Origin of the sequence: Novosphingobium sp. ZN18A2, from assembly GCF_036784765.1 — a bacterium.
Taxonomy (GTDB): Bacteria; Pseudomonadota; Alphaproteobacteria; order Sphingomonadales; family Sphingomonadaceae; genus Novosphingobium.
Genome location: NZ_CP136651.1, coordinates 2,298,859 through 2,323,665 on the forward strand (window position 1 = coordinate 2,298,859; position 24,807 = coordinate 2,323,665).

Sequence of the window (24,807 nt, forward strand, 5' to 3'; positions counted from 1 at the left end):
CGATCCGTTGCCGTCAGGCTTCGGCCCAGCGACGCACGAGGTTGTGATAGATCTGCGTCAGGCGAAGCACCTCTGCATCGTCGCCGCCGCGCTGCGCGGTCAGGGACTGGACCGTCTGGTCCAGATCGAACAGCAGTTCACGCGAATCCGCATCGCGCACCATCGATTGCAGCCACAGGAAGCACGATATGCGTTCGCCGCGCGTCACCTCTGTCACGCGGTGCAGGCTTGTCGATGGATAGAGCAGCATGTGCCCGGCGGGCAGCTTGTAACGCGCCTCGCCGAAATTGCCCTCGATCACCAGTTCTCCGCCGTCATAGTCTTCGGGATCGGTGAGGAACAGGGTCGCCGAAAGGTCGGTGCGGATCCGCGTACCGGTCTGCCCGTGCACGCGGATCGCATTGTCGACATGGGCGGCAAACGTCTCACCCGGACCATAGCGGTTGAACAGCGGCGGAAAGATGGTGGCGGGCAGCGCGGCGGACAGGAATACCGGGCTTGCGCCCAGCGCGCGGCCCACGATGCCCTGCGCCTCTCGCGCCGCCGCGCCGTCTTCGGGAAGCTGACGATTGCGCTTGGCCAGCGCCGCGCCGCCGCCGCTGGTAACGTTACCGTCAATCCATTCGGCGGCGGCCAGCTTTTCGCGCAAGGCCAGGGCGGCCTCGCGCTCAAGCACATCGGGTATCGCGATCAGCATCGTCCCTTTTCTTCCCTTGTCCTCAGAACCGTGCGGTCGCCGTCACCATCGCGGACCGGCCGGGGGCGATATAGGCGAAAGGCGTGCCGGAACGATAGATCGCGTCGTAATAGACCTTGTCGGTCAGGTTCAGCACGTTGAGCCGCAAGTCCAGGCCGTTGTTCACGCGGAACCGCGCGACCGCATCGAAGCGCACATATCCCGGAACCGAGGTATCGCGCGCAAACGTGGTGCCGCCATAGATCCGGCTCTGCGCATAGACCTGGCCGCCGATTTCGAAGCGCTTGCCGAAGGTCCACGTTGCCAGCAGCGATCCGGAGTGTTGCGGCACGTTGGCGAAGCGCTTGCCCACGTTCGCGGGATCGGACGATGCGATAATGGTAGCATCGTTATAGGAATAGCCGCCGAACAACTGGAGCCGCCCGAACACCGTTCCGGCAACGCTTGCCTCGAAGCCTTGCGAGCGCAATTTGCCCGCCGAAACATAGACACCGCCACCCGCGTTTTCGCGCGCATTGTCCTTGTCGATGCGGAACAGCGCGGCGGTCAGCAACAGATCGTCGGCCACTTCCCACTTGGCGCCCAGTTCCCAGGCCTTGTTCTTCTCCGGCTCAAGATTGACGGTGGCTTCGGAAATGCCATCGTAACTGGCACCGCTGCCATCGATCTGCTCACCCGAAGGGTTGGTCGAAGTGGCATAGCTGGCATAGAATGTCAGCGGTGTGGACGGCTTGTAGATGACGCTCGCCTGCCAGTTCCAGAAGCCCTTGTCATAGCCAAGCTTTAGCGGCTGGAGACCCGGCGTGCGCCCGTCGGCATCCTCGGAGTCGTAACTCAGGTCGAAACGGTCGTAACGCCCGCCGAGCAGCACAGAAAGATGCGGCGTCAGCTTGACGGTATCGACAATATAGCCAGCCGCCGACTTCACACGGGTGTTGCTGACCGAGCCGAGCGTGAGCGGGAAATCGAACGCAACGGTCGGGTCGGGATGGAGATAGCTCATCACCACGCCGCTCGGGCTTACATAGACCGGGTTGTCCGCGGTGCCGACGTTGATCGAATCGAAGCCATAAGGCTGGTTGCGTACACGCTCGTCCGCGAACTCCGCGCCGGCCACCACGGCGTGCTCGATCCCGCCCGTGGCGAAGCGCGCGGTCATATCCGTCGCATTGGCCCAATAGCGGTTCCTGCGGTTGGAGTTCTTGGGGTTTGACGTTGCCGTCCAGTCATCCGGATTCGAAGAGGACAGGTCGGGCCGTTCGGGCGCGCCGACAACATAGCGATTGGCCGTTTCGCCATAGCGGGTGGTCGAACGCAGGGTGACGTTTTCGGCCGGCTGCCATTCGATGCGCAGCGTTGCCACGTCCGCGTCGTTCTCGATGAAATCGCGGGCCAGTACGCCATAGAAGTTGGTGCGATCGACGTTGCCCGGTCGCATCGTGTTCGGATCGAACGGGATGCCGTAGTCGGGCAGCCCGCGCAGGCGGTAATAGTAATAGTCCGCGCTGATCGTCAGGTTGTCCGCCGGCTTGACCGACAGCGCCGCCGTGGCGCCCCAGCGCCGCGAATAGACAAAATCACGGCCCGGCGTGTCGGCATAATGATAGAGTCCGTTCACCCGCAGCGCCGCCTTGTCGGAGATGACGTAGTTCACGTCGGCGGTTTCACGCGTATAGGAATCGGTGCCGACGCCGGCGTCAAGTACAGCGAAACTGCGGTCGAAATTCGCGCGCTTGGACTGCACGCTGACAAGGCCGCCCGTCGTGCCCCGCCCGCCATAGGCACCCGAAGGGCCTTTCACGACCTCGATTTGCTCAACCGCGAACGTTTCCCGGCTGGTCACGCCTGGATCGCGGAGCCCATCGATATAGACGTCGTTGCGCGCTTCGAACCCGCGGATGAAGATGCGGTCGCCAAAGGCGTTCCCTCCCTCGCCCGTGCCAAGTGTGACGCCGGGGGTGGAGCGAACGACCTCGCGGAAGCTGGTTGCGCCGATCGCATCGATCACTTCCTTGGGGATCGCGGTCACCGACTTGGGCGTATCGCGCAGCGGCTCGGTGAACTTTTCGTTCTGCGACTTGTTCACCTTGAAGGGAGCATCCTTGTCCGCGTTCGGATTGGCGTCGGCTTCGCGCTGCCCGATGACGACGATGTTCGGCCCGTCGGCCGCTTCCTCGGCATGGGCAGGCACGGCAAGTGCGGCTGCCAGGGACGAGGCAAGCAGGGCACCGGAAACCGGTGCGGAACGAAGCGACGACATGAAAACTCCCCTGATGTGATGGCTGGTCGTGTTGGTCGCCGCCCTGCTATTGCGAGTCGTTCGCAAAGTCAATGCAATTGCGATGCATTCGCATTTTTCCGTCAGAGGCGCACAAAAAAGGCCCGGCGCATCGCACCGGGCCTTCGATTTTCGCAAAGGCCCGCATCATGCGGGCCGCGTATGTAATGTCAGGCGAAGGCACCCGCCTCGCTTGCGACCAATTCGGGCGCAGGTCGTCTGGCGAATATGCCGAAAGCGGCGATGATGGCGTAGCAGGTGGCGGGAATCGCGAGGGCGAGCGACAGGCTGCCGGTCACGTCCGCGAAATGCCCGGTCAGCGGCGGCACGATTGCCCCGCCCACGATCGCCACGTTGATCACCCCCGATCCGTCCGCCGCGCGCGGACCAAGCCCTTCGCACGCGAGGCTGAAAATCGTGGGGAACATGATCGAGTTCATCAGGCCGATTGCCAGCAGGCTGTAGCCTGCCAGAACGCCCGCGCTGTTCGCCGAAATCAGGATCAGCGCGATGGCGCCCATCGCGTTGAACGCCAGCACCTTGCCGGGGCTCACCAACCGCAGCACCACAGAGCCGATGAACCGCCCGACCATCGCCCCGCCCCAGTAGAACATGATCATCCCGCCGGCAGAGGTCTGGTCCAGCCCCAGCACGTGCGCCTGTTCAAGGTAGTTGACGATCATCGACCCGATCGCGACTTCGGCGCCCACGTAAAGGAAGATGCACGCCGCCCCGAACCCGAAGCGCGTGCGCCTGAGCAGATGGAAGCCCGAAAGCAGCGATCCCTGTTCGTGCCGCTCGCCCTTCAGCTCGTTGCGGAACAGCCACACCACGCCCGCCACCACCGCCAGCGCGGTGGCAAGGCCCAGGTAGGTATGGACAATCGCCTGCGTCTCCGCCGTGCGATAGGCGTCGAGCGCAGGGCCGGACAGCTGCGCCGCGCTCACGCCTGCAAGGCTGCCCAGGATCAGCGCCGATCCCACGCGCGGGAAGACGGTCGTGCCCAGCGAGTTGAATGCCTGTGCAAACGTCAGCCGGCTGTGTGCGGTCTTGGGCGGGCCAAGCAGGCTGATCAGCGGGTTCGACACGACCTGCACGATCACCACACCGCTCGCCAGGATGAACAGCGCCAGCAGGAACACGATGAACTTCGCGCTCGACGAGGCGGGAATGAACAGCAGGCACCCCGCCATCATCGTAAGCAGCCCGATCACCGCGCCGCGCATATAGCCCACCTTCTTGACCAGCGCCGCGCCGGGTATGCCAATGATCGCATAGGCCGCGAAGAACGCCGTCTGCACCAGCATCGCCTGCATGTAGTTGAGCGTGAACAGCTCTTTCAGCTTGGGAATGATCACGTCATTGAGCGACGTGATCCCCCCGAAGATGAAAAACAGCGCGAACACGAAGAACTGCAGCTTCGGCGCATCGATATGCGTGCCCTCGTCCTCCAGGGGCACGGAATCCGTACTGCTCGATGCTTGGGGAGCCAGTGCCATTCGCGAATCCTCTCAAGTCCCGTGGATTTCTTGCCGCTGCAAAACGAAGCGGATGGCACTGCTTCGGGCAGGCGTCCAGCCATGTAAACATGCATACGTATGGCTTTCGCGGACTATGCGCCGCGTTCGAGCAGCGCCAGTGTGTGCAGCGCGATCATCCGTTCCTCGTCCGTGGGCACGACCCGCACCGTCACCCTGCTGTCGGGCGTGCTGATCACGTCTGCATTCGCGGCATTCGCATCGGCATCTATCGCGATACCGGCCCACGCCATTCCTTTGCAGATGCGCGCGCGCATCGCCGCATCGTTTTCGCCTATTCCGGCGGTGAACACGATACCGTCCAGCCCGCCCAGGCTGCTGACAAGACCGCCCGCCTCGCGCGCGGCGCGCCATGCGAAAAGCACCATGGCGTCTTCCGCTTCGGGTGCGCCGCTCTGTTCCAGCGTGCGCATGTCGCTGGACAGGCCGGAAACGCCCAACAGGCCCGATTGGTGGTAAAGCAGCGCCTCCACCTCTTCGGCCCGCATTCCCATTTGCCGGATCAGGTGAAGCACCACGCCGGGATCGAGACTGCCCGAACGGGTACCCATCATCAGGCCATCGAGCGCGGTGAATCCCATGGTCGTATCCACACTCTTCCCGCAATGCATTGCGCAAAGACTGGCCCCGTTGCCGAGATGGGCGACGATAACCCTGCCTCCCGCCAGCACGGGATCGATGACGGCAAGATGCCGCGCGACATATTCATAAGACAACCCGTGAAAGCCGTAACGCCTGATCCCCTGTTCATGGAAACGACGCGGCAACGCAAAACGCGTTGCGACTTCGGGCCGTGTCGCGTGGAAGGCCGTATCGAAACAGGCGACCTGGGGAATGTCCGGCAGTATCCGCGCGATGGCGCGAATCGCCGCAAGGTTGTGAGGCTGGTGTAACGGCGCAAGCGCGGAAAGCCGGCCAAGTTCACCAAGCAGGGCATCGTCGACCAGCATCGGCTCAATGAAGCGTGCCCCCCCGTGCACGACGCGGTGCCCCACGGCGACGAGCCTGTGTTCGCCCAGGTGGCCGATCGCCCATTCGATAAATTCGCCCAGCAGCTGTTCGTGTTCCAGATTCGCACCGTCCGGCCATTGCCGTTCCAGCAGCACGTCCCCGCCGTCGGTGCGCACAAGCAGGCTTGGCGAAAGCCCGATCTTTTCGATCTTGCCGCCCGCCACGTGGACGGGCGATCCGTCGCTGTCGATACGGTACGCGCCGAACTTTATGCTGGACGACCCGGCGTTGAGCGCGACGATCCCCCGCGTCACGGCAGCCCCGGCGCGGCCTTGGGCGCGCTGCGCGCCAGCAGCACGGCGACCGCACAGGACGCAAGCCGGGTGCGGACGCTGTCGGCCCTGCTGGTCAGCACGATCGGCACCCTTGCGCCAAGGACAACCCCTGCCGCATCGGCCCCGCCCATGAAGGTGAGTTGCTTTGCCAGCATGTTGCCCGCTTCGATGTTCGGGACAACCAGCACGTCGGCATGTCCGGCCACCGGCGAGACGATGCCCTTTTCGCGCGCGGCTTCGGGACTGACCGCGTTATCGTATGCCAGCGGGCCGTCCAGTATCCCGCCGGTAATCTGTCCGCGGTCCGCCATCTTGCACAGGGCCGCCGCTTCCAGCGTAGAGCGCATGGCCGGGTTCACCGTTTCGACCGCGGCAAGGATCGCCACCTTGGGAAGAGCGATACCCACCACGTGCGCAAGGTCTATCGCGTTGCGGACGATGTCGGCCTTTTCTTCCAGCGTCGGCGTTATATTGATCGCGGCGTCGGTGATGATCAACGGGTCGTGCCGCCCGGGCACGATCATCAAATATGCATGGCTGACCCGCCGTTCGGTGCGCAATCCGCCCTCGCGCGCGACAACCGCGCCCATCAGTTCGTCCGTGTGCAGAGACCCCTTCATCAGCAGCCGCGCCTCTCCCGAACGGACGAGGGCCACGCCCGCATCGGCGGCGGCGTGGCTGTGGGGGCAATCGACCAGCCGGAAGGCCGAAACGTCCCGCCCGGCCTCCTCTGCCGCCTGCCGGATCTTTCCTTCCGGCCCGACCAGGATCGGCGTGACAAGCCCCGCCTGCGCCGCATCGCAGGCGGCAACGATTGCGCCGGGCGAACAGGGATGGACAACCGCCACCGGTTCCGGTTCGCCCTTTCCGGCGCGCGCGACAAGGCTGTCGAAATAATCGTGATCGGCTTCAGGGTATCCGGATTCGCTCATCTCGTCTCGCTTGCCGTGGAACGGACCAATGGACGAAAAGCCCTCCGGTCAGGGCGACAGGTTGGACCGGACACGGGAAGCGGACAAGACCTGTCGTGAATTTGGGGCACATGCGGCAATATGCAAAACAACGGAAGCAGCGGTTGCTTCCGGGTCTTGTCCGAACCGGCGATACCCGCAATAGAGCCGAACCGGACAAACCGCCGGCAGCGCCTGCGCGGCAGGCTGCCGAACGAGAAGAACGACAGACGGGAGACAAGCGTGGAATTCGACGACGTCGTACTGGGGCGCCGCAGCGTGCGGGGATACAAGCCCGATCCGGTTCCGCGCGAACTGATAGAAGAGATCATTGGCCTGGCCATGCGCGCGCCGTCTTCCATGAACACCCAGCCGTGGAATTTCTATGTCCTGACCGGAGAGCCGCTGGACAGAATCCGTCGCGGAAACACCGAACGGATGCTGGCCGGCGTGCCGCAATCGCGCGAATTCCGCACCGGCGAAGCCTTCGCGGGCGTGCACCGCGAACGGCAGGTGGGCGTTGCAAAGCAGCTGTTCGGCGCAATGGGTATCGCGCGCGACGACAAGGACGCGCGGCAGGACTGGGTGTTGCGCGGATTCCGCCAGTTCGACGCCCCGGTATGCGTGATCATCACCTATGATCGCGTCCTGCACGGCAGCGACGATACCCCGTTCGACTGCGGCGCCGTCGCCACCGCGCTGGTCAATGCGGCCTGGTCGCGCGGTCTGGGCACGGTGATCAACAGCCAGGGTATCATGCAGTCTCCGGTTGTGCGCGAACATGCGGGCATCGCGGAAGACCAGGTCATCATGAAAAGCATCGCACTTGGCTGGCCGGACGACGATTTTCCCGCCAATGCCGTCGTTTCGACGCGCAAGTCGGTGGACGAAGCGGCGACCTTTGTCGGTTTCGGCGATTGACGGCATCACCCGGCACACGGGGCATTCCGGCCCGCTGACGGGCATTGCGATCGCGCGCCCGAAACACTTGGCACCGCGCCACAACCCGATATTGTAATAGCCGGAACGGACCATTTTCGCGGATCGTCGCGAAATGGACGGGAGGTGGCTTTGACGGAGACGGGCTTCCTGGATGAAACGGCCGGAACGGCGGGCGCGGACCTGGCGTTCCGCGGCGAAGGGCTGGAAAAGGTCTATGAAACTGGGGAAACCAGCGTCTTTGCGCTGCGCGGCGTGGATATCGCGGTGCCGCGCGGCGACATGATCGTACTGCTCGGCCCGTCCGGCAGCGGAAAATCCACCTTGCTCAACATTCTGGGCGGTCTGGACAGGCCGACTGCGGGACGCCTGTTCTATCGCGACACAGAGCTTACCGCGCTTGACGACCGCGCCCTCACCCGCTTCCGCCGCCAGCAGATCGGCTTCATATTCCAGTTCTACAACCTCATCCCCAGCCTGACCGCCGAAGAGAACGTGCGGCTGGTGACCGACATCGCGCACGATCCGATGGACGCGCGCGAGGCGCTGGACATGGTGGGCCTGGCAGACCGGCGCCATCACTTCCCCGCCCAGCTTTCCGGTGGCGAGCAGCAGCGCGTCGCCGTCGCCCGCGCAATCGCGAAGCGCCCCGGTGTTCTCCTGTGCGACGAGCCGACGGGCGCGCTGGACAGCAGCACCGGCGTCCGTGTGCTGGAAACGCTGGAACGCGCGCATGACGAACTGGGCACCACCGTTGTCATCATCACGCACAACGTCGGCATCGCCGCCATGGCGCATCGCGTCCTGCACTTCAGCGACGGCCGGATCGCGCGGATCGATATCAACGAGGCGCCGATCCGGCCCGGGACGATAACCTGGTGAAGGCGCTGGACCGCAAATTGCTGCGCGACATGTGGCGCTTGCGCGGCCAGGTCTTCGCAATCGCGCTGGTTCTTGCCGCGGCGACGGCAACCTTCGTCCTGTCCGTTGGCGTCCACGGGTCGCTGGTGGCGACGCGAGACGCCTATTACGCGCAGAACCATTTCGCCGATGTCTTCGCGAACATGGTGCGCGCACCGCGAAGCATCGTATCGCGCATCGCGCAGGTTCCCGGCGTTCGCCGCGCCGAAGGCAGTATCGTGCAATATGCGACGCTGGACCTGCCCGGCCGCCACGACCCGATCCGCGCAATCGCCAACTCGGTGGACGAACACGGACGTTCACGGATCAACCAGATCACCTTGCGCAAGGGCGCCATGCCCCGGCCCGAGCATTCGCGCGACGTGGTGATCGACGAAAGCTTCGCCAAGGCGAACGGACTTGGCATCGGCGACACGATTACCGCGCGGATCTATGGCCGCAAGCAGGTGCTGGACATCGTGGGCATCGGGCTGGCCCCCAACTATATCTATGCCCTGGCGCCGGGCGACCTCATCCCCGACGATACGCGCTTCGGCATCCTGTGGATGGGCCGCAAGGCGCTTGAGGCGGCAACCGATCGGACCGAAGCGATCAATGCGCTTGCCCTCACCCTCGACAGGGACGCGTCGCGCGCCGAAGTCATCCGGTCGGTCGACGCGATGCTTGCGCCCTATGGCGGCACCGGCGCGTTCGGGCGCGATGATCATCTTTCGCACGCTTTCCTCGACAGCGAGCTGAATCAGCTGGATGCAATGACCCGCGTCATCCCGCCGGTGTTCCTGCTGGTGTCCACCTTCCTCGTCTATATCGTGCTGGGCCGGATGATCCGCACCGAACGGGCGCAGATCGGGCTGATCAAGGCGTTCGGATACCGGGACGCGACAATCGGCTGGCACTATCTGAAGTTCGCGCTGGCCACCGCGGCGCTGGCGGTGCTTATCGGATCGCTGGGCGGAGTCTGGATGGGGCAGGCGATGACGCGGCTATATGCGGAATATTACCGCTTTCCGTTCCTCGATTACCAGCTTTCGCCGCGCGTCTTCATCGGCGCGGGCGCGCTTGCGGCGGCAGCGGCGATGCTGGGCGCGCTGGGCGGGGTGCGATCGGCCATGCGGCTTGCCCCGGCCATCGCGATGTCTCCCCCTGCTCCGCCGGTTTACCGCGCCAGCACCGTAGAGCGCATCGGCCGGGCGGCAGGCTTCACCGCGACCGGGCACATGATCGTGCGCCACATCGCGCGCTGGCCCGGCCGCTCGGCCATTTCGGTGCTGGGCGTCGGCCTGTCGATGGGCCTTGTCTTCGCCACGATGCAGTTCGTCGATGCAAGCGATGCGATGCTCGACCAGTTCTTCGCCCGCTCTCAGCATCAGGATCTGACCGTCACCTTCACCGAAGCCCGCAACGAGGACGTGATCCACGCCATCGCGCAACTGCCGGGCGTTTTGCGCGTGGAACCGTCGCGCGCCATATCCGTAACGCTCAGCCTGGGGCCGCGCAGCAAGCGGACCGCGCTGGAAAGCGCGGACGCCGATGCGACGCTTTCCGCCAAGGTCGACGGCCGCGGACGGATCATCGCGCTGCCGCCCGCCGGACTGATGCTGAGCCGGCAACTCGCACGGCAACTGGGCGCGAAAGTGGGGGACCGGATCACCGTCCAGGCGCTGGACGGCAGGCGCGCGCGTTCGGAACAGACGCTGGTGCGCATTATCGACGAAGTCGTGGGCGCGCGCGCCTATGCCGCGCCGCGCACGCTGGAAAGCATCGCGCGCGATCGCACACCGGTATCGTCCGTCCTGCTGAAGATCGACCCTTCTGCCCGCGATCGTATCCTGACACAGCTCAACGACATGCCGGTCGTCCTTGGCGTAACCGAACGCGATGCGGCGCTGGACAGGTTCACCGAAGTGATCGACGAGAACATCCTGACGATGATTGGCTTCTACATCGCTTTCGCGGCAGCAATCGCCGTCGGCGTTGTCTACAACAGCGCGCGCATTCTGTTTTCGGAACGCGCGCACGAACTGGCGACCTTGCGCGTGCTGGGATACCAGCGCCGCGAAGTGGCATTCGTGCTTCTGGGCGAAGTCGCGATACTCGTGGTCGTGTCGCTGCCGCTTGGCGCGCTGCTGGGCTATGGCCTTTCGCACCTGATGATCGCCATGTTCAGTTCGGACCTGTTCCGCCTTCCCTATGCCGCAACCCGCGCCAGCTATGGTATCGCGGCGCTGGTTGTCCTTTTTGCCGCAATCGCCACTGCCGCACTGGTGGCGCGGCGCGTAACGCGCCTCGACATGGTGCGCGTATTGAAGGCGCGTGAATGATGATGCGTTTGCTCAAACGATGGCGCTGGGGCCTTGCGATTGCCGCCGTGTTGCTGGCGGCCATCGGCTATACGCTTTGGCCACAGGCCCGGACGGTGGATGTCGGCAAGGTCAGCAAGGGCGCGATGAGCGTCGGCATCACGGACGACGGCGTCACCCGCGAAAAAGACCTTTACGTCGTTTCCGCCCCGGCGACCGGCTACGCCGCACGGATCGCGCTGGAAGCAGGCGACCCTGTAACCAGGGGCCAGGTAATCACACGGATCAGCGGGCGCCCCGCCCCGCCGCTCGACAAGCGGACGCAAGAGGAACTGCGCGGTGCACTGTCTTCCGCGCGCGCGGCCGAACGCGCGGCTTCGGCCAGCCTTGCACAGGCCCGCCGCGACGCCGCGCGGGCAGGAGCGCTTTCGCCCAAGGGCTTCATATCCAAGGCCCAGCTTGAAGCAGCCCGCACGCGGGTTGCCACCGCCGAAGCCTCTCTGGCGCAAAGCCGCGCGGAAATCCGGCGCATCGGCGCGTCTCTGGCGGAGCCGGGCGGCAAGGCCGGCGGCTCTCCGGTGCCGGTGCTCGCCCCGGTCAGCGGAACCGTGTTGCTGGTGCCGTCCAAGAGCGAAGGCATGGTTGTGGAAGGCGCACCGCTTGTCACCATCGGAGACCCTTCGAAGATAGAGGTGGTGGTCGATCTGCTTTCGCGTGAGGCGGTGCGGGTAAAACCCGGTGACCGGGTGGAGATCACGCAATGGGGCGGGCCGGACCCGCTGATCGGCCGCGTCAAGTATATCGAACCCTATGGCCGCCTGAAGGTATCGGCGCTCGGCATCGACGAACAGCGCGTGAACGTGGTGATCGGGTTCGACCCGGCCGTTGCCCGAAAAGCGGCACGCCTTGGCCACGGCTACCAGATCGACGCGACGATCGTCGTGTGGAGCAAACCGGATGCGTTGCGCGTTCCGGTCGGCGCGCTGTTCCGCGGAAAAGGCGGAGACTGGCGCGTCTTCGTGGTGGAAGACGGCAAAGTGCACGAACGGGCAGTGAAAATCGGGCAGATCAACAACGATTACGGTGAAGTGGTGGGAGGCATTGGCGATGGAACCGTGGTGGTACTCAATCCCGAAAACGACCTGCGCGATGGCGAACGGGTCAGGCCGCGTGCGCCGGCAGCCTGAACCGGCAAGCGCCGCGCCGGACCGGAATCTGTCATGAGCGCGGCCCCGACGATCACGTTCCACGGTGCGGCGCAGACCGTAACCGGATCGTGCATGCAGTTCACCGCAGGCGGCCGGTCGATCCTTGTCGATTGCGGGATGTTCCAGGGATCGCGCTCGCTGGAACTGGCCAACCATGAAGATTTCGCGTTCGATCCCGCTTCGATCGACGCGGTAATCCTTACCCACGCGCACATCGACCATTCCGGCCTTCTGCCCAAGCTTGTCGCCAAAGGGTACGAAGGCCCGATCCACGCCACGCAGAAGACCATCGACCTTCTCGAGTTCATGCTCGCGGACGCCGGACGCATCCAGGAATACGAGGCGGAGCGGCACAATCGCCGGCGGGACCGCGCGGGCAAGGAAGAGTTCCTTCCGATCTATACCGAAGACGATGCTCTGCAGGCATGGCGCCAATGCCGCGCGGTAGCCTTCGAGCAATGGTTCTCGCCGGTCCCGGCCATCAAGGCGCGGTTGTGGAATGCCGGCCATATCCTCGGCTCCGCATCGGTCGAACTGGACATCGAAGGCACACGGGTCATGTGTTCGGGTGATCTTGGGCCGGAACACAAGGCGTTCCTGAAGGACGCGGAGGGACCGTCGGGATTCGACCATGTGATCTGCGAATCCACTTATGGCGACCGCGACCGTGAGGAGATCACTGCCGAGCAGCGGCGCAAGCAGTTGCAGGCCGAAGTCGTCGGGGCGATCACCCGTGGCGGCAATCTGGTTATTCCCACCTTTGCGCTTGAGCGCACGCAAGAGCTGCTGCTCGATCTGGCGATCCTGCTGAACGAAGGAGAGATCGGCAATGTGACGGTCTTCGTCGATTCTCCGCTGGCGAACCGGGCAACGGGCGTTTTCGCGCGCTATGCCTCAGAGCTTGAGGACACGGGCGGGCGCAACGTGTTTGCCAACCCGGCCTTCCATTTCGTGAACGATGCGCGCGAATCCATGCGGCTCAATTCGATCTCGGGTGCGGTGATCATGGCGGCATCGGGCATGTGTGAAGCGGGCAGGATACGCCATCATCTGGTCCACAACCTGAACCGGCGCGATTCCACGATCCTGTTCGTCGGTTTCCAGGCGCAGGGAACGCTGGGGCGCGTGATCCTGGACGGTGCGAGGACCGTCAGGGTTTCCGGCCGCTCCATCAACGTGCGCGCACAGGTTCGCAGCATAGAAAGCTATTCCGCGCACGCGGACCAGGGCGAGCTTCTGAAATGGATAGAAGAGCGCCAGCCGATTGCCGGAAGCCTGTTCCTCACCCACGGTGAAACCGGCGCCATCGAGGCGTTGCGGCGCGAACTCCAGCGGCAGGCGCCGGACCTGAAAGTGCGATTGCCCACGATAGGGGAAACATATTCCATTACCCCAGCGGAACCCGCGCGCAGGCTGAAGACCGGAAGGACCGACCTGCAACAGGCGACCGCGCGCGACTGGCAGAACAGCTATGCCGAGTTCATCACGGGATTGAAGGCCGAACTGGGTGAGATCGATGACGCACAGCGCCGGCAAAAAGCGATAGAGGCGATGCGCGACGTTCTGGAATCGTACAAGAAGGCCAGGAACGATCACAAGAACGCTCGCCGGAAACCGTAACCGCCCTTTTGCCTCCAGGAAAACGCCCATGCGAACAACCCATCCCGAACACCACCTTGTCGAACGCATAGGCTGGTTGCGCGCGGCGGTGCTGGGGGCAAACGACGGGATCGTTTCAACCTCAAGCCTGATCCTTGGCGTTGCCGCGGCGGCGCAAGGGCGCAGCGAAATCATACTTGCCGGCGTTGCGGGGCTTGTCGCCGGCGCCATGTCGATGGCGGCCGGAGAATATGTCTCGGTCAGTTCGCAAGCCGATACCGAAGCGGCGGACCTTGCGCGGGAACGCGCCGAACTGGAAGCCATGCCGGAGCTAGAGCTGCTTGAGCTAGCCCGGATTTACGAACAGCGCGGACTGGAAAGGGCAACGGCGGAAGAGGTCGCGCGGCAGATGATGCAAAAAGACCCGCTTGGCGCGCATGCACGGAACGAGTTGGGCATTACCCATATTTCCGCCGCGCGGCCCGTCCAGGCAGCTCTTACCTCTGCCGCCACTTTCACCGCCGGGGCATTGATGCCGCTGCTGGTGGCCGTGTTCATGCCGCTGGGGCAGGTAATGATCCTGGCCGTTGCGATTGCCTCGCTGTTCTTTCTTGCAGCCCTTGGCGCGATTGGCGCCAGGGCCGGCGGTGCCGCCATCGGCAAGGCCGTTTTGCGGGTAACGTTCTGGGGCGCGGCGGCGATGGCGGTGACCGCGGGCATCGGGTCGCTTGTCGGCACGGTCGTCTGACAGCCGCGACAAAAACGCAAAACGCTTCAATGCCCGTGCAGATAAATCGCAAACGAGCTTAGCAGATAGACCGACAGCAGCGCGAGGCTGACCCAGCCGACCCAGCCGAAGAAGCGGTTTCCCGGCCGATACAGCAGCGCAACGATCAGGATTCCGCTCATGATGCAGCCGGCGAAAGCGGTTACCGCATGCGCGGGCGAAACGTGGGCGAACAGCGATCCGGGCCTGTAAACCGTATCGTCCACGGCGATCACCAGGATATCGAACAGGTTGCTGCCCAGCAGCGTGCCGATCGCCAGGTTGGGGGCATTGCGCCGCAGCGCGCTGATCGTCACGGTCGCTTCGGGCAGAGACGTGGCCGCCGCGATCAGCAGCGTGCCGACAAAGCTGTATTGCCACCCCGTCTGCTGCGCGATCTGGGTACCCGCAATCGGAAGCAGCGCGCCGGCGCCCGAAACGATCGCCGCCGCCCCGGCATAGCGGATCACCGCGCCGCGCAGGCCGATATCGGGGGCGATTTCGTCTTCCGCGGCGGGGGTTGCCGAATGGCGCCGTTCATAGAAGAACGCGGCCCGCATCGCGACCAGGTAGAACAGGATCAGGAACGGGGTGTAGAGGCTTACATGCCCGATCCGGAAGTTCAGATCGTCCCGCGTTTCCAGTATCAGCGCCCCCACCAGCCCCGTAAGGATGATGCCGAACCCGGCCGTCAGGATGTGGCCCTGGTCGACCCGGCGATAAACGGGCTCGTCGCGGCTAAGCCCGTCAAGCACCACCAGCAGCGCGAGGTTGATCACGATGCTGCCCAGCGCATCGCCCATGGCGATATTCGGCGCGTTGGCGATGGTAACCGAGCTGACGCCGGTGAACAGTTCGGGCAGCGACGTTGCCGTTGCCAGAAGCACCAGCCCAATCCACGAAGCAGACAATCCCGTCAGGCGGGAAATCGCTTCGCCATAAAGGGTAAGCCGGTATCCGGCGCGCCCGATCAGCAGCGCGCAGATCGCGAATTCGAACCACGGCATGAATGCCCAGAGCGTCATCGCCCGGCTCTCCGCAACCCGTGGATCGCCATCATCGCCGCCTGGATCAGCACGACCGGCGCGCAACTTGCCGCCACAATCACGGCCCACATCGAAGCATCGGGCCTTGCCAGCCCCAATATCCCCGCCAAGCCCGGAAGGTAGGGCGGGATTGCCAGCAACGCGGTGCACAGGGCCAGTGCGCCCCATACCCAGCGATTGCGCGTGATCTCGTTCCCTAACAGGCCCGAGGCCGCGTTGCGCATGTTGAACACATGCGCAAGCTGCGAAAAGGCCAGAGTCAGGAACGTGACCGTAACCAGCGCTTGCTGGTCAAGTTTCAGCCATGCCTTGCCCATCGCCATCGCGGCGAACGTGGCGCCCGTCAGCACCAGCCCGTGCAGCACGATGGTGCGCCATTGCGCACGGCCCAGTATCGGCTCTCCCGGCGGGCGCGGCGGATGCTGCATGACCTTGTCATCCCCCTCCCCCGCCGCAAGCGCGAATGCCGGGAAAACGTCTGTCACAAGGTTCAGGTAGAGGATCTGCAAGGGCAGGATCGGCAAGGGCAGGCCCAGCGCAACCGCCAGCCCGACGATCAGCACCTCGCTCAGGTTGCAGGACAGCAGGAAAGCGGCGAAACGGCGTATGTTGCCGAAAATCACGCGGCCTTCGCGGATCGCCAGCACGATCGTGGGAAAGGCATCGTCCAGCAGCACCATGGCCGATGCTTCGCGCGCAACGTCGGTTCCGCGCTGGCCCATGGCCACGCCGATATCGGCCTGCCGCAGCGCCGGGGCGTCGTTAACGCCGTCACCCGTCATCGCAACGATCTCTCCATGGTTCTGGTACGCATTGACCAGAGCCAGCTTTTCGGACGGTTCGACACGGGCGAAGATGTTGGCGGCAAGCAGTTCTCCATCCCGGCCCGATCCGAGCTGCGCCAGGTCGGTCCCCTCGACCGTCAGCGCGTCGTGCCCGGCAAGACCCACGGCCTGCCCGATGCTGCGGGCGGTAACGGCATGGTCGCCGGTCATCATCACCACGCGCACGCCCGCACGCTGGCAATCGCGGATGGCGGCTGGAACGTCGCCGCGCGCCGGGTCTTCCAGCCCCACGATCCCCAACAGCGCAAGGTCGCGATAGGGGGGCGCATCGCAATCCCCGCCGACCTTGCTGGCCAGCGCCAGAACGCGCAGCCCCTGCGCGCCAAGTTCCTGGACCCTGCCCATCCATGCGTCGCGAACGTCGTCCGTCATGGCATGATCGCCATCGGGCGCCTTCTCGCTGTCGCAAGCCGCCAGAACCGCCTCGGGCGCGCCCTTTACCGCAAAGAGGAAGCGGCCGTCGCAGCGGTGGACCGTCGCCATCATGCGCGTGGCCGTATCGAAGGCGCAGGCCCGCACCGGCGGCAGTTTTTCCAGCAAGGCCCGACGTTCCAGCCCGGCATTTCCGGCCGCGCGAAGCAGCGCCAGTTCCATGGGATCGCCCACGTCGCCGGATGTCCCCGCATCCCCGCCTCCAAGGCTCGCTTCATTGCACAGGGCCGCGATCTGCAGAAGCGCGCGCACCGCGCCATCGCTGCCAAACGCATGCGCGTCGACCGTGCCTGACGGAAGCACGGCTTTCGCCACGGACATCCGGTTTTCGGTGAGCGTCCCGGTCTTGTCGGTCAGGATCAGCGTCGTCGCCCCCAGCGTCTCGACCGCGGAAAGGCGCTCGACCAGCGCGTTGCGGCGCGCCATGCGCCACATCCCGCGCGCCAGCGCCAGGGTCGCGACGACGGGCAGACCTTCCGGGATCGCGGCAACAGCCAGCGCGATCGCGGTCGTCACGATCCGCAGAGGATCGTGCCCCTGCGCGATGCCAAGACCGACCAGAGCCAAAGCCAGCGCAAGCGTCAGCCAGAGCAACTGGCCCGAAAGGCGCGCAAGGCTTTTTTCCAGCGGCGAGCGTTCCGGATTCGCGTCTTCCACCAGCCGCGAGATATTGCCCAGCTCCGTATTGATCCCGGTGCCTACCACCACCGCGCGCCCGCTGCCGCGAATGGTCGACGTGCCCTTGAACAGCATGGACCGGCGGTCTGCCAGCCGTGTCTCGATGCCGACGGGTTCAGGCGACTTGTCGACCGGAACCGATTCCCCGGTAAAGGTCGATTCGTCTGCCGCGACACTGGATGAAGACAGCAGCCGCAAATCGGCGGAGACAGAATCCCCCGCATCCAGCAGAACCACGTCGCCCGGCACAAGATCGGCCGCGGCCACCATGCGCGCCGTTCCATCGCGCAGCACCCGTGCGGACCGCGTCCCCAGCGACCGCAATGCCTCCATCGACCTTGCCGCCCTGATCTCCGTAAAAAACCCGATCAAGGTATTGAAAAGAAGTACAAGAAGGACTGCAATGCCTTCGGGCCATTCCCGAAAATAGAACGACAGCGCGGCGGCGGCGGCCAGCAGGTAAACCACCGGACTGGCCAACTGGTGCAGCAGGATCGACAACTTCCGCACCCGCCTGCGCGACCGGATCGTATTCGGGCCAAACCGGCCAAGCCGGCGATCCGCCTCTGCCTGCGAAAGACCGGCGGCCGGATCTACGTCCAGCGCGACGATCACGTCGGCCGCAGGCAAATGGTGCGCCCCGGCCAGGGCGGCGCAATCCGGCTGCAAATCTGCCTGCGGCTTCATAAGCGGCCTTTTACCGCAGGCCGGCCGCGAAATTAACCCGTTTCGGACCCCGGGAAGGTTTGCGCGTCGGTTTTGCCGCGCACGCTTTCGTTGCCAGCGTGCCTGTTCGGCAACGTGATGATCGGCGGGTTCAAGGCGGTACTCGTCCTGTCGCCCGCCGCCTGCCGCAGGAGCAGATTACCGAAGAAGCCGTGGAACTGGCAGCCGGATCGCAAGCCGGCCGGCATTGAGGCATCGTCCGAATTTGGGACGATTGCGAAATTATTGATCTGGATCAAAGAGGTTTTATTGCTTTCTTGACAAAGACTTGCCAAATCAAACGACGACTTTGCACGAACTGCTGGAAGATCGAGCGGGGGACGGAAACATGACTATGCTGCCCTGCCGTCCGCATCGAAGCGTTCGCCCCGAGGGCAGAGCCTGCCGGCGGGGTATTGTCCGGCTAAGTTTCACCACATGACCATAAGTATTATATCATACTTTGCTAATGCAGCGCGCGTTACTAGCTATGATGCTCGAACCATCGGTTAGCGCGCTGCTGAACGAAAGTCCGTGTCGGGTCGCCTGAGGTGGCACGGACGGGGCCGGGCCTTTCAAACGGCCCGGCCCCAATTCAGGGATTATCGATCAGCGGCCAGTCTGGCCCAATGTGCCTGTTCCGCCAGTCCAACTTTTCGCCTCGGCCAGAAGGCGGATCACTTCCTCATCCTCGGTCTGCCGGAAATCGCTATAGTGCAGGCCCACCGCCCGGAACGGTTCGGGCGTGGCAAGGCACACCACACGGTCGCACAGCGCGCGCATCTGCTGCACCACGTCTGCCGGGGCGAGTGGCACCGCCAGCACGATCCGCGCGGGCTCTGTCCTGGCGAGCCCGCGCAGCGCCGCGCGAACGGTGCTGCCGGTGGCAATACCGTCATCCACCACCACGACCGTGCGCCCCTTCAGCTCTACGGGAGGCCCGGTGCGATAGAGCGCGCGCCGCCGCTCTATCTCGGCAAGTTCGCGCCGCACCTGCAGTTCGATATATTCGCTCCCCGCACCGACCATGCGCGCCATGGCATCGTCCATCACTACTTGCGGCGAAGCCCCGTCTACCAGCGCCCCGATGCCATATTCCTCATGGCCCGGCGCTCCGATCTTGCGGACCATCAGGATGTCGAGCGGTGCGCCAAGCGCCTTGGCAACCTCGAAACCCACCGGCACGCCGCCGCGCGGCAGAGCCAGCACCACGGGATCTTCAAGATCGAGAGGCAGAACCGTGGCTGCCAGCTTTTCGCCAGCCTCGCGGCGATCCGCAAACAGCACGTCCTGCGTCATCGCGCATCTCCCACATGACGGCGGAACCATTCGATCGCCAGTGCGACAACCTGATCCAGCGTGCCCGGCTCTTCGAACAGGTGGCCTGCCCCCGGGACGATAACCAGGTCGCGTTCGCAGCGCATCGCGTCATAAGCACCGGCATTCAGATCGATCACGATTTCATCCAGCCCGCCCACGATCAGCAAGACCGGCGCACGCACCCGTGCCAGCGCGTCGGCACCGGCGAGGTCGGACCGCCCGCCTCGGGACACGACCGCCGCTATGCGCGGATCGGCTGCGGCTGCCCGCAATACCGCACCGCCGCCAGTGCTGGCCCCGAAATAGCAGGGGCGCAGATCGCGCGTTTCAGGCTGTTCCGCGGCCCAGTCCACCGCGATACGCAACCGGGCGGCAAGCAAGGCAATGTCGAACACGTTGCGCCGGTCCCGCTCTTCCTGCGGCGTCAGCAGATCGAGCAAAAGCGTTGCCAGGCCGGCCTCACGAAGGCGCGCCGCGACATAGTTGTTGCGCGGGCTCAACCGGCCGCTACCGCTGCCGTGCGCAAAGATCACCAGTCCCTTTGCCCCTTGCGGCACGCCGAGGATGGCAGACAGGCCCAGCCTTTCACCGATCAGCACGTCGCGCGGCGCGCCCGTAGGAGGGGCGGGTCCGGTCATAGCCCGAACGGCCAGACTTCGGGCGCACCGCGCGGGCGTTCGTGCCCCAGCGGAGTGACCGCGCGCGTTTCCTCGAACCACACGAAGGCATCGAACTGGTCGGCAAGAACGGCTTCAAAATAGTGGCTCGCGCGCTCGGTTTCCGGCCGATAGACGACGCCGATCGCCCGTTCCAGCAGCGTCTGCGAAAGCAATTCGACCAGATCCTTTCGCTTGCGTCCGCGCCAGTCGGTAAGGCTGCGCGCATAGCCGGTGCGGCGGAACGCGGATTCCCAGCTGTCGTCGCGCGCCGGGCGCACCTGCATGATGCGCATGTCCGCCCCCCAGTCTGACGCCGCTGCCACCGAGCCGCGATCGGTTCCGAAACCGACAAGCACCGCCTGGTCTCCGAACGCGGCGCGCGAAAGTTCGCCTATGTTGAACTCTCCGTGCCAGCCCATCGAGGTGGCCGAAGCGTTGCCGACGTGTGAATTGTGCGCCCAGACGACCGCGCGCGCATCCTCGCGATGCGCCATGATGCGCAGAAGCGTATCGAACATGTGCCGGTCGCGCAGGTTCCAGCTGGCCGTCGATCCGCGATACATCGCCCGGTAATATTGCTCTGCCCCCCGCACGATGCGGGCATTCTGCTCCGCATCAAAATAGGTCTCTCCATCGTCTTCCAGATAGGCCATGCGACTGGCCAGCAGCTTTTCAAGCTGGGCCACGACCGCTTCCTCACACCCCTTGAGCAGGCCCTGCGTCACCGCCCGTCCATAGTGTTGCGGCTCGTCGTGCCATGGCGTGAGGCAGGCATAGCGCCGCCGGGCCTCCGCCGCCGCGGCGGGGTCATGCACGTCCAGATAGGTCGTCACCGCATGGATGGATTCGCCCAGCGAATAAACGTCCAGCCCGTGCATACACGCCCGTCGATCGTCGGGCAGCGTGGCGTTGTGCGCCCGCAGCCAGTCGGCCAGCGCCAGCACCTCCCGGTTACGCCACATCCAGGTGGGGAAGCGCTGGAATGCCTCGCCCTTGCATGGACGCGGCGCACGATGGCGGGCGTAATCGTCTATTCGGGCGATGTCGGGCCAGTCCCCCTCTACCGCCACGATGTTGAAGCCGTGCCGTTCGATCAGCCGCCGGGTGATCGCCGCGCGCGCGGCATAGAATTCGTGCGTGCCGTGCGTGGCCTCGCCAAGCAGAACCAAGCGCGCATCGCCGAACCGGTCAAACGGGTCGGCAAAGTCCTGCGCATCGGCATTGGGCAACTGCTCTGCCGCATCGCGCAGGCCGCCGATCAGGTCAGCCTCGCTAACGGTAATCCGGCTCTCGATCGACATCGGTCGCTCCGCCAGTCTGCAACATGGACGTTTGCGGCGAACCGGCCCTGCCCGCACCGTCTACCGACTGACGCGGCAGTGATCGGGCATGGCGCCGCTCCGCGCCGATTGACCCGCAAGCCCAGACACCGCAAAAAGTGGCAGCCGTTCGGCCGCCAGAGCTTACTTGGGTCGTGGCAGCATATATACCCGATTCGGATTTAATTCACTTGATCCCGATCAAGAAGATCCGGGCCGATCTGCAAATCCATGATTTCACGTTCGTTTATTCGGTAATGCACATGCCAATTCAAACAGGTATTGTCCTGTACAGGAAATCTAGCACGGCCGCGTTGAACTGATCGTTGCGGTCGCCTGCGACCATGTGACCGGCACCCGTTATATTGGTGACTTCAAGCGCGGGGATCCGACGTCTGAGATCGGCGACGCCCTCATCAGTAACAATGTCGGATTTGAGTCCGCGGACCAGCATCGTCGGAATCCTGTCGGTCCAGTCCGCTTCATCCATCACGCTCAGCAGAAAACTTGGCTGGCCTTCCGCACCATCCAGTATGCGCGGGTCCCAATGCCAGCGCCAGCGTCCATCGTCGTCCTGCCTGAGGTTTTTCGCAAGGCCGGATACGTCGTCGGGCCGCGGCCGGTCCGGATTGTAGGCGGCAATCGCGTCTGCCGCTTCCTCAAGATCGACAAATCCCTCGGGGCGGGAGGTCATGAAGGCGCGGATGCGCGCGACACCGTCGACCGAAACGAGCGGCACGATGTCCACAAGCACAAGAGCCGCGGGATCGAGCCCCTCAGTCGCAGCCTTGAGCGACGTAGCTCCGCCGAGCGAAGCGCCAACGAGGGCGAAGGGACTGTTTCCCGCCGCAACGACTGCCCTGAGATCGGCTGCCCGCCCCGCCAGATCGTAGCGTCCCTGTGGGTCCCAATCGCTGTCGCCATGGCCGAGCAGATCGTAGTTGATGACCCGATAGCCGGCATTCGCCAGTTCCACCCCGGCACGCGACCAACTGTGCCGCGTCTGCCCGCCTCCATGCCCGAGCACGACGGTCGGAGCGTCCTGTGGCCCCATTATGTCGGCAGCGATGGTCAGGCCATTGCGTGTGCGTATTCTGATCGTCGCCACGGCAGGCTTCTCCCCGTTGGAACTTTCGCCAGAATGACGAAAAACCCGCACATGCGCATAAAATCAATACCGGAACGTACCCCAATGTTGTTTTGGGCGGGTTCCCGACGAAGACCGCCATGTCCGCCGGCGCGCCTTCGTTGGCCGTCACGACGCCGGCGTTGGACCGGTTGCGCTGGATATCATCCCATGTTGCCAACGCCCTTGCTGCATCGCACAAGGGGGACATGCGTATCGCCATCGTCGATGAAAGTGCCTCTCGTGCGGCTGTGATCCGGGAGGGCCTGGTCGCGATCGAAGGTTGCGAAATCTTCGTCGTGAACGAAAGGCGCGGCCTTGTGGCGCGGATCGGAGAGATCGAACCGGACATCGTGTTGATGGACCTGGGCAACCCGTCGCGCGACGTGCTTGAGGAATACTTCACGGTCAGCCGCGCGTTGGCAAAGCCGATTGCCATGTTCGTTGACGAATCCGATGAGGAATCGATCGCGGCATCGGTCGAAGCCGGGGTGTCCGCCTATGTTGTCGACGGGCTGGCACCGGGCCGCATCCGCCCGCTGCTCGATCTCGCGGTGCGCCGGTTCAATGCTTTCGCGCGCCTGCAGGCCGACCTGAACGAAGCGCGCGGCAAACTGGCCGACCGCGAGACGATAGACCGCGCCAAGCGCATCCTGATGGACACCCGCGGCATATCGGAGCCGGACGCCTATTCCGAACTGCGCAGCACGGCGATGAACCAGGGCCGCCGCATCGTCGACATCGCCGAAGCGGTCGTGACCGCGCAAAAGCTTATGGGGGGCAAGCCTTGAGTGCAGAACTGACAATCGGTTTCCTGCCGCTGGTCGATGCGTGCCTGCCTATCCTGGCGCGCGAACACGGTTTCGCGGAGGAAGAGGGGCTTTCGCTCCGGTTGGTAAAGGACATGAGTTGGGCGACCGTTCTGGACCGCCTGCTCTACGGTCATTCGGATGCTGCGCACCTTCTGGCCCCGTTGGCCATCGCTGCCACTCTGGGCCGTGGGCGGCCCGCGCAGCCGCTTTCGGTTCCCATGGTGCTGGGTCTGAACGGCAATGCGATCACGTTGCACCCCGACATCGCCGACCGCATTGCCCCGAAAGGCGCACTGGCCGACCCGGCCGAAGCAGGCGCTGCGCTGGCGATTGTAGCAAAGCAGCGCAAGGACGCCGGACAACCCCTGCGCTTTGGCGTAGTGCATCGCTATTCCAGCCACAACTATATGCTGCGTTACTGGCTGGCCGCTTGCAGCATCCGCCCGGACCGGGACGTGGAAATCGAGATTGTCCCACCTCCCTTCTGCGCCGATGCGCTCGAGGCGGGAGAGGTCGACGGAATTTGCGTGGGCGAACCGTGGAACAGCGTCGCGGTTGAGCGTGGCGCGGGCCGTATCGTGCTTGTGACCGCCCAGATCTGGCGGCGCGGCGTGGAAAAAGTGCTCGCCTTGCGTGAGCCGACGCTCGATGCGCGGCGCAGCGAGGTCGAGGCGCTTGTCCGTGCGCTGGTCCGCACCGCGGCGCACTTCGTCGACCCTGAAAACTGGGAGGCCAATGCGGCGATCCTGGCGCGTCCGGAATACCTTGACGGTGATGCGGTTCTGATCCGTCGGGCGATTTCGGACCACCCCCTGCTGGCAAGGGGCGAGCCGCCGTTCCACGTACCGGATTTCATGTTCCAGTACCGGGAGGCCGCGACCTTTCCATGGGTTAGCCAGGCCGAGTGGCTCTATACCCAGATGCTGCGCTGGGACGCGCTGCCCTTCGATCCGGAGGAAGCGCGCCGGGCAGCGGCAGTATTCCGTCCCGATGTCTACCGCAGCGCACTAACGGGCAGCGGAGAGCCGTTGCCGGGGGCAAGTTCGAAGGTCGAAGGCAGCCTTTCCGGCCCGACCTCGGTCGGCACGCAGCAAGGTGAAATAACGTTGGAAAGCAATCGCTTCTTTGACGGGAAGATGTTCGATCCGACACATCTAGACCGGTATCTGGCAAGTCTTCCCTGAGGCCACCCATCGACAAATTTCATGTTGCAACGCAAAAAGGGGCTTGCCGTCCGATCGGCGAATCGCTTACTCATCAGGCGAACGCAGGAGGCGCTTCCCAAAGTCGGGAAGGCAAATCGCCACCTTCGCTGACTTCAACATTGCGTGGCAACGTCGCCGCCCGATCTGGTTCCTTCCGGGACCAAGTCGAGGCGGCTTT

At 64.4% G+C, this 24,807-nt stretch carries 19 protein-coding genes and 1 pseudogene; 8 read left to right on the forward strand and 12 right to left on the reverse strand.

Going from position 1 to position 24,807, the window contains the following annotated elements; translation table 11 throughout:
* Positions 1-13 precede the first annotated feature (13 nt).
* The 5 genes and pseudogenes from RXV95_RS11025 to RXV95_RS11045 form a co-directional block, all read right to left on the reverse strand.
* Positions 14-697: a Fe2+-dependent dioxygenase gene (locus RXV95_RS11025; RefSeq protein ID WP_338466102.1), complete on the reverse strand. Its 684-nt coding sequence runs from the start codon at positions 695-697 to the stop codon at positions 14-16.
* Between the two features lie 22 nt (positions 698-719).
* Positions 720-2,957, reverse strand: coding sequence for a TonB-dependent siderophore receptor (locus RXV95_RS11030; RefSeq protein ID WP_338466103.1), 2,238 nt, complete (start codon positions 2,955-2,957; stop codon positions 720-722).
* 188 nt (positions 2,958-3,145) lie between these two features.
* Positions 3,146-4,474: a sugar MFS transporter gene (locus RXV95_RS11035; RefSeq protein ID WP_338466104.1), complete on the reverse strand. Its 1,329-nt coding sequence runs from the start codon at positions 4,472-4,474 to the stop codon at positions 3,146-3,148.
* Between the two features lie 113 nt (positions 4,475-4,587).
* Positions 4,588-5,778: an acetate/propionate family kinase gene (locus tag RXV95_RS11040; protein WP_338466105.1), complete on the reverse strand. Its 1,191-nt coding sequence runs from the start codon at positions 5,776-5,778 to the stop codon at positions 4,588-4,590.
* Positions 5,775-6,647 (reverse strand): annotated as a pseudogene (locus tag RXV95_RS11045) (bifunctional enoyl-CoA hydratase/phosphate acetyltransferase); the annotation flags it as partial. The gene RXV95_RS11040 and the pseudogene RXV95_RS11045, both read right to left, overlap by 4 nt.
* Before the next feature lie 345 nt (positions 6,648-6,992).
* On the opposite strand from RXV95_RS11045, the gene RXV95_RS11050 reads away from it, so the two are divergent.
* The 6 genes from RXV95_RS11050 to RXV95_RS11075 all read left to right on the forward strand — a co-directional run bounded on the left by RXV95_RS11050 (position 6,993) and on the right by RXV95_RS11075 (position 14,464).
* A complete protein-coding gene (locus tag RXV95_RS11050) occupies positions 6,993-7,670 on the forward strand; it encodes a nitroreductase family protein (protein ID WP_338466106.1) in 678 nt (225 codons plus the stop codon).
* 144 nt (positions 7,671-7,814) lie between these two features.
* On the forward strand, positions 7,815-8,570 hold the full coding sequence (locus tag RXV95_RS11055) for an ABC transporter ATP-binding protein (RefSeq protein ID WP_338466107.1): 756 nt from the start codon (positions 7,815-7,817) through the stop codon (positions 8,568-8,570).
* Positions 8,567-10,930: an FtsX-like permease family protein gene (locus RXV95_RS11060; RefSeq protein WP_338466108.1), complete on the forward strand. Its 2,364-nt coding sequence runs from the start codon at positions 8,567-8,569 to the stop codon at positions 10,928-10,930. The genes RXV95_RS11055 and RXV95_RS11060 overlap by 4 nt, the downstream gene beginning before the upstream one ends.
* Positions 10,927-12,096: an efflux RND transporter periplasmic adaptor subunit gene (locus RXV95_RS11065; protein WP_338466109.1), complete on the forward strand. Its 1,170-nt coding sequence runs from the start codon at positions 10,927-10,929 to the stop codon at positions 12,094-12,096. Before RXV95_RS11060 ends, RXV95_RS11065 begins: the two co-directional genes overlap by 4 nt.
* A gap of 33 nt (positions 12,097-12,129) precedes the next feature.
* A complete protein-coding gene (locus RXV95_RS11070; RefSeq protein WP_338466110.1) occupies positions 12,130-13,737 on the forward strand; it encodes an MBL fold metallo-hydrolase in 1,608 nt (535 codons plus the stop codon).
* A gap of 28 nt (positions 13,738-13,765) precedes the next feature.
* The gene (locus RXV95_RS11075) at positions 13,766-14,464 is read left to right on the forward strand and encodes a VIT family protein (RefSeq protein WP_338466111.1); all 699 of its coding nucleotides are present in this window, start codon (positions 13,766-13,768) and stop codon (positions 14,462-14,464) included.
* A 26-nt stretch (positions 14,465-14,490) separates the two neighbouring features.
* Here the strand turns inward: RXV95_RS11075 and RXV95_RS11080 are convergent, their stop codons facing one another.
* The 7 genes from RXV95_RS11080 to RXV95_RS11110 all read right to left on the reverse strand — a co-directional run bounded on the left by RXV95_RS11080 (position 14,491) and on the right by RXV95_RS11110 (position 22,594).
* Complete coding sequence (locus tag RXV95_RS11080; RefSeq protein WP_338466112.1) at positions 14,491-15,507, reverse strand: sodium:calcium antiporter; 1,017 nt, start codon at positions 15,505-15,507, stop codon at positions 14,491-14,493.
* Entirely contained in the window at positions 15,504-18,170 is a 2,667-nt protein-coding gene (locus RXV95_RS11085) for a cation-transporting P-type ATPase (protein WP_338466113.1), read from the reverse strand. The genes RXV95_RS11080 and RXV95_RS11085 overlap by 4 nt, the downstream gene beginning before the upstream one ends.
* A 32-nt stretch (positions 18,171-18,202) precedes the next feature.
* On the reverse strand, positions 18,203-18,448 hold the full coding sequence (locus tag RXV95_RS11090; protein ID WP_338466114.1) for a hypothetical protein: 246 nt from the start codon (positions 18,446-18,448) through the stop codon (positions 18,203-18,205).
* A 349-nt stretch (positions 18,449-18,797) separates the two neighbouring features.
* Positions 18,798-19,487 (reverse strand): phosphoribosyltransferase, encoded by a 690-nt coding sequence (locus RXV95_RS11095; protein WP_338466115.1) that lies wholly within the window; start codon positions 19,485-19,487, stop codon positions 18,798-18,800.
* The gene (locus tag RXV95_RS11100) at positions 19,484-20,146 is read right to left on the reverse strand and encodes a dienelactone hydrolase family protein (RefSeq protein WP_338466116.1); all 663 of its coding nucleotides are present in this window, start codon (positions 20,144-20,146) and stop codon (positions 19,484-19,486) included. The genes RXV95_RS11095 and RXV95_RS11100 overlap by 4 nt, the downstream gene beginning before the upstream one ends.
* Complete coding sequence (locus RXV95_RS11105) at positions 20,143-21,468, reverse strand: erythromycin esterase family protein (protein WP_338466117.1); 1,326 nt, start codon at positions 21,466-21,468, stop codon at positions 20,143-20,145. Before RXV95_RS11105 ends, RXV95_RS11100 begins: the two co-directional genes overlap by 4 nt.
* 289 nt (positions 21,469-21,757) lie before the next feature.
* The gene (locus RXV95_RS11110) at positions 21,758-22,594 is read right to left on the reverse strand and encodes an alpha/beta hydrolase (protein WP_338466118.1); all 837 of its coding nucleotides are present in this window, start codon (positions 22,592-22,594) and stop codon (positions 21,758-21,760) included.
* A 227-nt stretch (positions 22,595-22,821) separates the two neighbouring features.
* On the opposite strand from RXV95_RS11110, the gene RXV95_RS11115 reads away from it, so the two are divergent.
* Positions 22,822-23,403, forward strand: coding sequence for an ANTAR domain-containing protein (locus RXV95_RS11115; RefSeq protein ID WP_338466119.1), 582 nt, complete (start codon positions 22,822-22,824; stop codon positions 23,401-23,403).
* A complete protein-coding gene (locus RXV95_RS11120; RefSeq protein ID WP_338466120.1) occupies positions 23,400-24,608 on the forward strand; it encodes a CmpA/NrtA family ABC transporter substrate-binding protein in 1,209 nt (402 codons plus the stop codon). The genes RXV95_RS11115 and RXV95_RS11120 overlap by 4 nt, the downstream gene beginning before the upstream one ends.
* Positions 24,609-24,807 lie beyond the last annotated feature (199 nt).